General features: G+C 71.4%; 10 protein-coding genes. 8 read left to right on the top strand and 2 right to left on the bottom strand.

Going from position 1 to position 12095, the window contains the following annotated elements; translation table 11 throughout:
- Positions 1–10: 10 nt before the first annotated feature.
- Together OG510_RS05915 and OG510_RS05910 are read left to right on the top strand one after the other, a co-directional pair.
- Entirely contained in the window at positions 11–883 is an 873-nt protein-coding gene (locus OG510_RS05915) for an acyl-CoA thioester hydrolase/BAAT C-terminal domain-containing protein (protein ID WP_406135670.1), read from the top strand.
- 292 nt (positions 884–1175) lie between these two features.
- Positions 1176–4013 (top strand): AfsR/SARP family transcriptional regulator, encoded by a 2838-nt coding sequence (locus OG510_RS05910; RefSeq protein ID WP_406135668.1) that lies wholly within the window; start codon positions 1176–1178, stop codon positions 4011–4013.
- Between the two features lie 142 nt (positions 4014–4155).
- Here OG510_RS05910 and OG510_RS05905 read toward each other — a convergent pair whose 3' ends face one another.
- Entirely contained in the window at positions 4156–4779 is a 624-nt protein-coding gene (locus tag OG510_RS05905) for a response regulator transcription factor (protein ID WP_164265585.1), read from the bottom strand.
- Between the two features lie 254 nt (positions 4780–5033).
- Here OG510_RS05905 and pcaC point away from each other — a divergent pair, with 254 nt between their 5' ends.
- The 5 genes from pcaC to OG510_RS05880 all read left to right on the top strand — a co-directional run bounded on the left by pcaC (position 5034) and on the right by OG510_RS05880 (position 9448).
- The gene (gene pcaC, locus OG510_RS05900; protein WP_406135666.1) at positions 5034–6335 is read left to right on the top strand and encodes a 4-carboxymuconolactone decarboxylase; all 1302 of its coding nucleotides are present in this window, start codon (positions 5034–5036) and stop codon (positions 6333–6335) included.
- Positions 6336–6339: 4 nt separating this feature from the next.
- The gene (locus OG510_RS05895) at positions 6340–6987 is read left to right on the top strand and encodes an MBL fold metallo-hydrolase (protein ID WP_406135664.1); all 648 of its coding nucleotides are present in this window, start codon (positions 6340–6342) and stop codon (positions 6985–6987) included.
- Positions 6988–7017: 30 nt separating this feature from the next.
- The gene (locus tag OG510_RS05890) at positions 7018–7797 is read left to right on the top strand and encodes an exodeoxyribonuclease III (protein WP_406135663.1); all 780 of its coding nucleotides are present in this window, start codon (positions 7018–7020) and stop codon (positions 7795–7797) included.
- Between the two features lie 60 nt (positions 7798–7857).
- Positions 7858–8298: a DUF6278 family protein gene (locus OG510_RS05885; RefSeq protein ID WP_406135662.1), complete on the top strand. Its 441-nt coding sequence runs from the start codon at positions 7858–7860 to the stop codon at positions 8296–8298.
- Positions 8299–8866: 568 nt separating this feature from the next.
- Positions 8867–9448, top strand: coding sequence for a hypothetical protein (locus OG510_RS05880; protein ID WP_406135661.1), 582 nt, complete (start codon positions 8867–8869; stop codon positions 9446–9448).
- Here OG510_RS05880 and OG510_RS05875 read toward each other — a convergent pair.
- The gene (locus OG510_RS05875; RefSeq protein WP_406135660.1) at positions 9387–10130 is read right to left on the bottom strand and encodes a hypothetical protein; all 744 of its coding nucleotides are present in this window, start codon (positions 10128–10130) and stop codon (positions 9387–9389) included. The two genes, OG510_RS05880 and OG510_RS05875, sit on opposite strands and share 62 nt — an antisense overlap.
- A gap of 117 nt (positions 10131–10247) precedes the next feature.
- On the opposite strand from OG510_RS05875, the gene ggt reads away from it, so the two are divergent.
- Positions 10248–12083 (top strand): gamma-glutamyltransferase, encoded by a 1836-nt coding sequence (gene ggt / locus OG510_RS05870; RefSeq protein ID WP_406135658.1) that lies wholly within the window; start codon positions 10248–10250, stop codon positions 12081–12083.
- Positions 12084–12095: the final 12 nt, after the last annotated feature.

Genomic DNA, 12095 nt, shown 5'->3' with positions numbered 1-12095 from the left:
AGGAGCCGTCGTGCACAACGCAACGAAGATCACGACCCAGTCCATCACCGAACCCTGGGAGGGTGTGCTCACCGAGCCTGCGGGCAGCTCCGGCCGGGCGGTGCTGGTGCTCGGCGGATCGGGTGGGGAGATAGCGGATGAGCGCTGCCGGCTGCTCGCGGCCGAGGGGCTGACGGCGCTCTCGGTCCGCTGGTTCGGCGGTCCCGGCCAACCGCCCGGCATCTGCGAGATCCCGCTGGAGACGTTCACCGCCGCGGTGGACCTGCTGTGCGCACGCGGTGCGCGGCGCGTTGGCGTGCTGGGCGAGTCCAAGGGCGCGGAGGCTGCGCTGCTGCTCGCGGTGCACGACCCGCGGGTGGCTGCCGTGGTGGCGATCGCGCCGACATCGGTGGTGTGGGCCAACCTCGGTGCGGGCGCGGACGGGCGCTCGTACCCATTCCGTTCCTCCTGGTCCCACCACGGTGTGCCGCTGCCGTTCACCCCGTACGACGCGGCCCACCTGCCGAGGCAGGACGGCACCGGTCCCGTGGGGTTCCGGGCGCTGTACGAGCACAGCGCCCGGACGTTCGCGGCGCAGGCGGCTGCCGCGGCGATCCCGGTGGAGCGAACACCGGCCCGGGTGGTGCTGGTGGCCGGCGGGGCGGACGCGATGTGGCCGTCACTGGAGTACGCGTACGAACTGCAGCGCAGGATACGGAAGTCGGGCGGCGAGGTGACCGTGGTGAGTGACCCGGGCGCGGGCCACCACCCGTTGTTGCCGGGGGAGCCGGAGCTGGCGGGCGAGCCGGTGTACGCCATCGGCGGCGGCCCCGGCCCGGACGCCGCGCTCGGCGCTGCGGCCTGGCCGCACATCCTTTCCGCCCTCAACGGCGCCAAGGAGTAAATACGGCCGGAGCTGGTACGCTCGTCGATGCGAACACTGGTAGCAGCCAGTCCTGGCAGGTGCTTGACCGAGCACGCCGGGGCGAACGGCCCGGGCGGGGCCGGCCGGTTCATTCCCGAACCGGTTACCCGGTTTCCGTACGGTGGGGTACGGGAAGCAGCGGGTAAGCAGTGCGTGCCGTCCGCCCGCTCGCGTCGTACGCGACGATGGGGGGATGTCCGTGAACCATCTGTACAGGGCTGTCCAGCCAGCGAGAACCGCGGCGCCGGTGCGGATAGGCATACTGGGTTCCGTGACCGTCGAGGTCGGCGGGGTGCGGCAGAGCGCGGGTCCGCCGCTGCGGCAGGCCGTACTCGCCTATCTGTCCAGCCTGGCCGGCAGTGTGGTCTCCAAGGAACAGCTCATGGACGCGGTGTGGGGCGAGCATCTGCCCGGCAACGCGAGCGGGAACATCCACACGTACATCGCCGCGCTGCGCAAGCAGTTGGACCCCGGGCACCAGCAGCGCGCCACCGACGGCGTGCTCGCGAGTGTCACGGGCGGCTACTGTCTGCGGCTGCCCCCCGCGCACTTGGACAGCACCCGGTTCCTCGACCTGTGCGCCCGCGCCAGAACCGACCGCGGCCGTGCCCCGGACGCCGCCGCCAGAGACCTGCGCAGGGCACTCGACATGTGGCGCGGTACCTCGCTCCAGGGCGTGCCGGGGCCGTTCGCCCAGGCCGAGCGGGAGCGGCTGACCGGGCTCAGACTGTCGACCGTCGAGGACTACGCCCGGCTGATGACAGAGCTGGGGCACTACGACATCGTTGTCCAGGAGCTGTCACCGGTGGTCCGCGACCACCCCCTCCGCGAGTCCGCGCACGCGCTGATGATGACCGCGCTGGAGCGCAGCGGGCACCGCGACGAGGCGCTCCGCCTGTACGACCGCATCGACCACAGGCTGCGCGAGGAACTCGCGGTCCCACCGAGGGCCGCGCTGCGCGAACTGTACCGGCGACTGCGCGAAGGTGGTGTCGTGCAGGGCGCCGCTCCCGCCGCACAGGGGGCCGCGCCCGGCGCGCCCCGGATACTTTCGCGGACCCCGGCCGAACGCGCCGCGCCGTCGGGCAGCGGGGGCGGCCAGGGATCAGCCATGCGCCATCTGCCGCCGCGGCCCGGGCGGTTCGTGGGCCGCGAGGGAGCGCTGGCCACCCTGAGGGAGATCCTCGCGCCCGGCGGCGCAGCACGGCTCTGTGTGGTGGCCGGCAGCGGCGGCGTAGGAAAGACCACACTGGCGCTCGAGTGGGCCCACCGCTCCGTCAAGGAGTTCCCCGACGGCTGCCTCCACGCCGAGATGCGCGGATTCAACCCGACCGCAGCACCGCTGGACGCAGGCGAGGCGCTGTACGACTTCCTCGTCGCGCTCGACGTCGCCCCCGACCGTATGCCGCACACCGTCACCGCCCGCGCCGCGCTCTTCCGCGCCCTCACTGAGGACCGCAGGCTGCTGGTCGTGCTCGACGATGTGCGATGTACCGAGCAGGCGCTGCCACTGCTGCCGTCGGGCCCCGGCTGCGCCACCCTCATCACCAGCCGCCGCCGGCTGGACACCCTCGTGGTGCGGCACGCCGGACGGCCCCTCCTGCTCGGGCCGATGAGTCACGAGGACGCCAGGAAACTGCTCGACGCCTGCGCGGGGTTCAGCCGCACCGGCGCCGAGCCTGCGGCGGCGGACGAACTCGTCCGCTACTGCGCCCGGTTACCACTGGCCGTAGCCGTGATCGGCAACCGCGTGGTGAGCAGCCCCCAGATGCCGCTGCACGAGCTGCTGGAGCGCGTACGCGACGGCGGCAACCGTCTCGACATGCTCTCCTCAGGACTCCCGGAGATCGGCGTCGACCTGCGCACCGTCTTCCGGGCCTCCATCGAGGAACTGTCCGCCCAGGCACGGGAGGCGTTCTGTCTGCTGAGCCTGTGCCCGGGCTCCCACATCGACCTCCAGGCGGCCGGCGCGCTGCTGAACCGCTCTCCCCGGCAGGCCGCAGAGCTGCTGGCCGAGCTGACTGCCAACACACTGCTGTCCGAAGTGGGTTCGGGCCGCTACCGCTTCCACGACCTGCTGGGCGAGTTCGCCCGCGAACTGGCCGCGGAGGTGATGACCACCGGCGAACTGGAGGCCGCCCACCTGCGCCTGCTGCGCTGGACGCTGCACGCGGTGTGCGGGGCCAGCACCCTGATCGCGCCGCGCCCGCTGAGGGACTTCTTCCCGGCCCAGCCCACCCCGTGGTCCACCGGAGGTCCGACCGACCGGCGCGGTGCGGCGCGCTGGCTCGCCACCCGTCAGCATTCCCTGGTCGCCACCAGCGAACTGGCCCTCCGCTGCGGGCAGTACGACGTGGCCTGGCGCATTCCCGTAGCGATGACCACCTGGTTCTACGTACGCAAGAACTGGTCGCTGTGGCTCCTCTCGCTGCGGGTGGGCGCTCTCGCCGCGCGCCGGGCGGGATCCCGTACCGGACTGGCGCAGGTCCGGGCCGCGTCCGGGCTGGCCCACCTGGATCTGCGCCGCTACCGGCAGGCCCGCAAGCAGCTCACCCGTGCGGCGGCGGAGTTCCAGCAACTCGGGGAGTACTGGCAGTTGGGCACAGTGCTGGTGCCGCTGGGCGACCTGTATCTGCGCACCGGCAGGCCCGCCCAGGCCCTGCACACCTTCGAGTCGGCCCGCCGCGCCTACGAACGTACCGACGACCACTGGGGCACCGCCTGGGCGCTCAGCGCGCTCGGCCGTGTCCTGATGGCGACCGGCAGCCCGGGGAAGGCGATCGACGTACTGCAGCGGGCGATGGGCTTCTGGCGCAAGTCGGGCTACACCCGTGGTGAGGCGGACGCGATGATGCAACTGGGCCAGGCCCAGCTCGCTGTCGGCAGCACCCGCGACGCCCAGCGATTCATGTACAAGGCCGATTCGGTGTTCCAGTCCCTGGGCGACAGCTTCCGGCACGCTCAGACGCTGGTGTGGATCGGCCGGCTGCGCGACGGAGCGGGTGACACCGCAGGCGCCTCCGAGGCGTGGCGGACGGCGCTGAAGGTCTTCGAAGGACTCGACGCCCCGGAGGCGGCCGAGTGCAGCCGCCTGCTCGGCAGCCGTTGACGGCGCCCGGCAGGGGGCGCGGCGGGCCCACCGACCGGGGCAGGAGTCGGAACAGCGGTCGGAACAGCGGTCGGAACAGGGGCCGGAACAGCGGTCGGAGTGGAGATCAGAACGGGGGCCGGAACAGCGGTCGGAGCGGCGATCAGAACAGCCCCTCGCGGACGGCCTGGGCCACCGCCTGCGCACGGTTGCGGGCCCCGAGGCGGGCCGTGATGGAGTGGACGGCGTTCTTGACGGTGCGCTCCGAGTAGGCGAGCTTGGTGGCGATCTCGCTGGTGCCCAGCCCCTCGGATATGAGCCGCAGTACCTCGATGTCACGCGGGTTGAGACCGGTCAGGGTCTGTCCTGCCGGACGCAGCACTTCCTCCTCCAGCCGGCCGAGCTGGGCGACGAGGGACCCCTGGAGCGTCTGAGGGAATACGCCCTCGCCGTTGCGGGCGGCGTGCACGGCACGGCCGATGGTGTCGCTGTCGGCCTCGTCGCGGCTCAGGACGGCGTGGATACGACAGGTCACCAGGTTGTGCAGACCGATGCCCGGTATCTTGGCCACCACCAGGACGAGTTTCGCCCTGTGCTGCTCGGCCTGGTGCCGCAGCAGACACATTTCGGTGCCGCTCACCACGTGCGAGGCGTACACGACGACGTCGGCCTCGGCCGCGGAGTCGACCAGGGACACCGACCGTGGCTCCAGTTCCCGGAGCATCGCCCTCAATCCGGCGGCCGACAGCCTGTCGGAGCCCTGTGAATGGACAAGCACAGCGGACATGTCTCTCCCTCTGTCTGCCGAAGGACGCATCTGGTGAAGCGTCAGTGTCGCCCTGTGCTCTTAACGGCCTCTGTACGGCGTCTCAACACCGGCCCGGTGATCGACAGCCCATGGCGCTCGCCCGCAGAAATTGGGAAGGGCGCGGGTGCGGATGACAGACTGACGGCAGGTTCGCGCGTACACGCCGGTGGGCGCTTACCTGGAGGTCCACCCCGGCGATGTGACATCTCGCGACAGATGAGAGGGTCGGACGAGTGAGCGAGACACCGAAGAACACCCTCCAATACCGCTTCGACGGGCCAGAAGACGCACCGGTGCTGGTCCTGGGTCCCTCACTGGGTACCACGTGGCATATGTGGGATCGGCAGACGCCCGAGCTGGCCAGGACCTGGCGCGTCCTGCGCTTCGACCTGCCCGGTCACGGCGGCGCTCCCGCCCACCCCGTCCCCTCCGTCGCCGGGATCGCCGAGCGGCTGCTGGCCACGCTCGACGGGCTCGGCGTGCAGCGTTTCGGGTACGCGGGATGCTCCATCGGAGGCGCTATCGGCATGGAGCTGGCCCTGCGCCACCCGGAGCGGGTCGCCTCGCTCGCCCTGGTCGCCGCCTCGCCCCGGTTCGGTACCGCCGACGAGTTCCGCCAGCGCGGGGTGATCGTCCGCACCAACGGGCTCGACCCGATGGCGCGCAGCGCGCCCGAGCGCTGGTTCACGCACGGTTTCGCGACGGCGCAGCCCGCCATCGTCGAGTGGGCCGTGCAGATGGTCCGTACCACCGACCCCGGCTGCTACATCGCGGCCTGTGAGGCGCTCGCCGCCTTCGACAGCCGCGCCGAGCTGGGCCGGATCGGCGTGCCCACCCTGGTCGTCGTCGGCGCCGAGGACCGGGTGACCGGGCCCGCCGACGCCCGGACGCTGGTGGCCGGGATACCGGACGCACGGCTCGCGATGGTCCCGGCCGCCTCCCATCTGGCGCCGGTCGAGCAGCCCGCGGCCGTCACCGATCTGCTGGTACGGCACTTCTCCACGGCCTGGCAGGACAACGTCGCGTCGACCTCGTCGACCACATCGCCGTCGATACCGGTCCCGCCGCAGGTACCGGGTCTCTCGGTCCCGGTGGCGCCCATCGCCGAGATCGCCCCCGCTGCGCTCCAGCCGGAGGCGGTGCCCGCCGGGCGCCCCGACCCGTACGACGCGGGCGTGAAGGTGCGCCGCGAGGTCCTGGGCGATGCCCATGTGGACCGGGTGGAGGCCGCCGCCGACGGGTTCACCGCGGACTTCCAGGAGCTGATCACCCGCTACAGCTGGGGCGAGATCTGGACCAGGGACGGGCTCGACCGCCGTACCCGCAGCGTGGTGACGCTGACGGCGCTGGTCGCCGGCGGTCATCCGCAGGAGCTCGCCTCCCACGTCCGTGCGGCCCTGCGCAACGGACTCACCCCGTCGGAGATCAAGGAAGTGCTGCTCCAGACCGCGGTCTACTGCGGTGTTCCCGCGGCGAACTCGGCGTTCGATGTGGCCCGGACCGTGATCCAGCAGGAGACCACCCCCGAGACGTAGCAGGATGGTGGGTATGACGATCGAACTGACGAAGAAGACCCACGCCTGCATCCGGCTGGAGAAGGACGGGCGCACGCTCGTCATCGACCCCGGTGGGTTCAGCGAGGCGGACGCGGCGCTCGGCGCCGACGCCATTCTCGTGACCCATGAGCACCCCGACCACTTCGACGAGAACCGGCTGCGCGCCGGGATGGAGGCGAACCCGACCGCGCAGATCTGGACCCTGCGCAGCGTCGCCGAGCAGCTCTCCGCCGGGTTCCCCGGCCGGGTCCACACCGTCGGCCACGGCGACACCTTCGAGGCCGCGGGGTTCGACATTCAGGTGCACGGCGAGCTGCACGCCGTGATCCACCCGGATCTGCCGCGGATCACCAACGTCGGCTTTCTGGTGGACGGTTCGGTCTTCCACCCCGGTGACGCCTTCACCGTTCCCAATCAGCCGGTCGAGACACTGATGCTGCCGGTGCACGCCCCGTGGAACAAGATCTCCGAGGTGATCGACTACGTCCGCGAGGTGCGGCCGCAGCGTGCCATCGACATCCATGACGTGCTGCTCAAGGACCTGGCGCGCGGTATGTACGACACACATATCGGCAATCTGGGCGGCGCCGGCCACACCCGTCTGATGCCGGGGGACACCACAGAGCTCTGACTGTCGGTGCCACGAGCTAGGTTTGGTTCCATGCGCATCGCGACCTGGAACGTCAATTCGATCACCGCCCGTATCCCGAGGGTGCTGGCCTGGCTGGAGAGCACTGGCACGGACGTGCTGTGCGTCCAGGAGACCAAGTGCTCCGCCGAGCAGTTCCCCGCCGACGAGCTGCGCGAGCTGGGGTACGAGTCGGCGGTCCACGCCACCGGCCGGTGGAACGGGGTGGCACTGATCTCCAGGGTCGGCCTGGAGGACGTGGTCACGGGCCTGCCCGGCGGCCCCGGCTACGAGGGCACCGAGGAGCCGAGGGCTATCTCGGCGACCTGCGGCCCGGTCCGGGTCTGGTCGGTGTACGTGCCGAACGGCCGCGAGGTCGACCACGCGCACTACACGTACAAGCTGCAGTGGCTCGCCGCGCTGAAGGAGGCGGCCGCCGCGGACGCGGCGGGCGCGCGCCCGTTCGCCGTCCTCGGGGACTTCAACGTGGCCCCGGTGGACGAGGACGTCTGGGACCCCTCGCTGTTCGAGGGCGCCACGCATGTCACCCCGGCCGAGCGGGCCGCGCTCGCCGCGCTGCGCGAGACGGGGCTGAGCGATGTGATGCCCCGTCCGCTCAAGTACGACCGCCCGTACACTTTCTGGGACTACCGCCAGCTCGCGTTCCCGAAGAACAGGGGCATGCGTATCGACCTGGTGTACGGCAACGAACCCTTCGCGGCGGCCGTCAAGGACAGCTATGTGGACCGCGAGGAGCGCAAGGGGAAGGGCGCGTCCGACCATGCCCCGGTCGTCGTCGATCTCGACGTCTGAGGCCCGGGGGCCCGCGCGCCTGTTGGTGCGACTGTCCGGCTGAATGCGAGGCTGAGTGGTGTGAATATCCCTTTCCTTGACCAATGGCGCAGGCGGCACGGCACGGAATACGCGGCGACACTCGCCACGGCGGTACGCAACGACCCGCAGGGGGTGGGCGAGCTGCTCTCCGAATGCGAGTTGCTGCGGGCCAGGGCCGGACAGGAAGGGCTTCAACTCGACGACTCACCCGCCTCGTTGGCCGCGCTCGACCAGCTTCCGCCGCACTGGCGCGACGATCCCGAGGAGCTGCCCTGGCTGGGCAACGACGCGGGTCTCTATCTCGGGACCATCCTCGTCAGGACGGTCCCCGGCGCCGCCTGGGACGTCCTGCCGGGCGGTACGCCGGTGGTCAGGCTGGAGTCGGGACGCGAGATCAATGTGGTCGAGGCCGGCCTCGACTGGGCGGTCGGCGGCGCACCCGAACTCTCCCAGGTCTACTCGGAAGCGGCGGAGGGCTGACTGCCCGAATTGGTGCACTTCACCGCTTTTCAATACAAATACGGTTTATGGCTACTTAGCGCGTGTCGGGTGTGAAGTCCCTTGTCGGGGTGGATAGTTTGCGTCATCGACCGTCCGCAGACGGCCGGGTCCGGCCGAACCAGGAACGCTGCTGCCGGGTGCGCAGTAGCACGTGGGGCACCATGCCCGCCCGGCAGCAGCCGGTGATCACTTCTCGCGCGACGGGACCGACAGGTATGACCGGTCGGACTCGGCGAGGAGAAGGTCAGCTGCGCGCCGGTCGGGTTGTGCTCGATGTACAGCGGGTCGACGGTGTCGGTCACCAGGGCCGGATGACGGCCCGCCGACTGCCGCGCGGCCGGGCGGGCTCATGTCGCGGCGTTACGCGACGGGAACCTCAGGCCCGCCCGGTCGCGGCGGCCGCCGCTGAGCGCCATCGGCGCCATCACGCCATTGACCGAAATTCAGCGAAACCCTGGCGCAAACGCGATCGGCGTCCCAAGCTCTCGGTGTGACGAATCTCGGTGTGACGAATTCAGAGAGCGGCGCGGACCGGAGGCGAACGGACATGACCTTGCGGCTCAGGGGGAAGCTCCAGTGGGTCCCGGTGGCGGCGGTGGTGGTGCTCGTCGCCTGGGTCCTGGCCATCCCGCCGGTCGTCTCGGGGGCGTACGGAGCGGTCGGCGGCACCCTGATGGTGATCGCCGGGCTGCTGCTCGCCTTCTTCACGGCCACGTTCGTCGGCTATCTGGTGCGGCCGCTGCGGCTCACCCCGGACGCCGGCGGCCTGGCCGTACGTCTGCCCAGCTGGCCCACCCGTACGGTGCCGTGGACCGCGGTGGCGGGTGTGTCGGCCGCCGAGGTCACCGAGGGCGGACGGACCGGTACCCATGTCGTCGTGGACTTCGAGCCGGGGGCCGGTGCGCTGCCCCGGTTCTGCCGGCCGCGGTCGATGTACCGCAGGCTCGCGCCGTCGCTCGGCCGGAGCGAGCAGGCGCAGGGCCTCTGCATCGAGGCGCAGGTCTTCGATATGGACCCGGCCGGTCTTGTGGCGCTGATCCGGGAGTGGGCGCCCGCCGGTGTGCCGGTCAGCGATCCGCGCGATGCGACGTACGGGGTGCGGGGATCGGGGTCTGGGCCGCGCGCGTGACGTCCGCGACCAGTTCCACCACATCCGGGCCGTACGCCTGCGAGTTGACCACCTTCAGCAGCAGACAGAACGACTTGTCACCGTACTTGCGCGCCAGCTTCTCGTGGTTGCGGGCCAGATAGCGGGAGGCCGCCTGGTTGGTGATGGACTGCTGGCCGCAGAAGAGGAAGACCGGCCGCGCGCCGGGCTGCGCGGTCAGCCGGGCCAGCAGGACATGGGCGAGCCGGCCGCTCTCCAGCCGGTAGCGCTCACTGCCGATCTGGAAGGCGGTCCGGTCGGGCCCCGGCTCCACATCGGTGTTCACGTCGACCCCGGGCAGCAGCGACTGGAGGTGCGCGCCCATCCGGCGGTTGGACGCGGGGCCCCCGACGCAGAACTCCGTACGCTCACCGATCCCCTGCTGAGCGGTGTCGGCCGGGAGGATCTGGGCGTGGGCGCCGCAGTCCTTGACCAGGGCGGAGAGTTCGAGCAGCGCGAAGACGTCATTGCGGGCGACCGCGCCGTCGCCGCCCGCCTCACGGTTGACGACCAGCAGGCACTCGGAGTTCCCCGGCAGCCCGAAGAACCGCTGCTTCCTGCGGAGTCCGCGCCGCCACAGCGAGGTGCGCGCGAGCCAGCCGAGTGCGGCGCTGACGCCGGCGGCGATCACGCCGAGCAGAATATTGCGCAGGTCGTCGTTCACTGGCACACACCTCGGAAGTCCGGTCCGGTACGAGGCGGCATGCTACCGACGTGTCCATGACGAAGACGGAGCGGGCGGGCTACTCTGCGTCGTACGTCTCTCCTCTGGAGGTCATGGATGCGCCGTGTCACCGTCCGGAAGCTGTCGTATCTGGCCGTCGCCGCCGCCGTGTTGTCGCTGGGCGCGACCGCGCCGCCCTCCGCCGGAGCACCGCCGGGGCAGCCCCAGGGGAGGACGGCGGCGAAGGCGGCGGGCAAGTCACCGGTCGCTGTCGGATACGGCGGCGCCGTGTCGAGCGTCGACGCGGACGCGTCGGCCGCGGGCATCGAGGTGCTCCGCGAGGGCGGTAACGCGGTGGACGCCGCGGTGGCCACGGCCGCCGCGCTCGGAGTGACCGAGCCGTACTCGGCGGGCATCGGCGGTGGCGGCTACTTCGTCTACTACGACGCCAGGACCCACCGGGTGCGGACCATCGACGGCCGCGAGACCGCGCCGCGCTCCGCCGACTCCTCGCTCTTCCTGGAGAACGGCAAGCCGCTGCCCTTCGCGGACGCCGTCACCAGCGGTCTCAGCGTGGGCACCCCGGGCACCGCCGCCACCTGGGACTCCGCGCTCTCCTCCTGGGGACGCAAGTCGCTGGGGGCCGTACTGAAACCGGCCGAGCGGATCGCCAGGGACGGCTTCACCGTCGACCCCACCTTCCGCGGCCAGACGCAGGACAACCAGGCGCGGTTCGCGGACTTCCCCGCGACGGCGAAGCTCTTCCTGCCCGGCGGCGAGCCGCCCGCGGTGGGCTCCACGCTGAAGAACCCGGATCTGGCCCGCACCTACGAGGAGCTGGGCCGCAAGGGCGTCGGCGAGCTCTACCGCGGCAGCCTGGGGCGGGACATCGTACGGACCGTCAGGAAACCGGATCTGGCCCCCGGCTCGACCCGCGACGCCCGCCCCGGCGACCTGACCACGAAGGACCTGCGGGCGTACGAGCCGCTGCACCGGGCCCCCACCGAGACCTCGTACCGCGGCCTCGACGTGTACGGCATGGCGCCGTCGTCATCGGGCGGCACCACGGTCGGCGAGGCGCTCAACATCCTGGAGCGGACGGACCTCTCGAAGGCGTCCGAAGTGCAGTATCTGCACCACTACATCGAGGCGAGCCGGATCGCGTTCGCGGACCGGGGCCGCTGGGTCGGTGACCCGGCCTACGAGTCCGTACCCACCAAGGGGCTGCTCTCCCAGCGCTTCGCGGACTCCCGCGCCTGCCTCATCAAGGACGACGCGGTACTGAAGAGCCCGCTGGCGCCGGGCGACCCGCGCCACCCGGCGCGGTGCGGGAGCGGCGGCGGCGCGGCCCCCACCACGTACGAGGGGGAGAACACCACGCATCTGACGGTGGCCGACAAGTGGGGCAACGTCGTCGCGTACACGCTGACCATCGAGCAGACCGGCGGCAGCGCCATGACCGTGCCGGGCCGCGGCTTCCTGCTCAACAACGAGCTGACGGACTTCTCGTTCGCCCCGGCGAACCCGGCCGTCCACGACCCCAACCTGCCGGGGCCCGGGAAGCGGCCCCGGTCGTCGATCTCGCCGACGATCGTCCTGCGCCACGGGAAGCCGGTGCTCGCCGTCGGATCGCCGGGCGGCGCGACCATCATCACCACCGTGCTCCAGACCCTCATCGGCCATCTCGACCGCGGGCTGCCGCTGGTGGACGCGATCGCCGCGCCGCGGGCGAGCCAGCGCGACGCCGCCACGACGGAGCTCGAACCTGCCCTGTACAACAGTCCGTTGCGTGGCCGGCTGGAGGCGCTCGGGCACAAGTTCACACTCAACCCGGAGATCGGCGCGGCGACCGGGGTGCAGCGGCTGCCGGACGGCCGCTGGCTGGCCGCGGCTGAACCGGTGCGCCGCGGCGGCGGCTCCGCGATGGTGGTACGTCCGGACGGGCGCCCTTGAGGGGGTGCCCTT

This window comes from Streptomyces sp. NBC_01089, assembly GCF_045162975.1.
GTDB lineage: Bacteria > Actinomycetota > Actinomycetes > Streptomycetales > Streptomycetaceae > Streptomyces.
The sequence above is the reverse complement of the archived record's forward strand: the minus strand, read 5'-3'. Positions and strand labels throughout refer to the sequence as shown.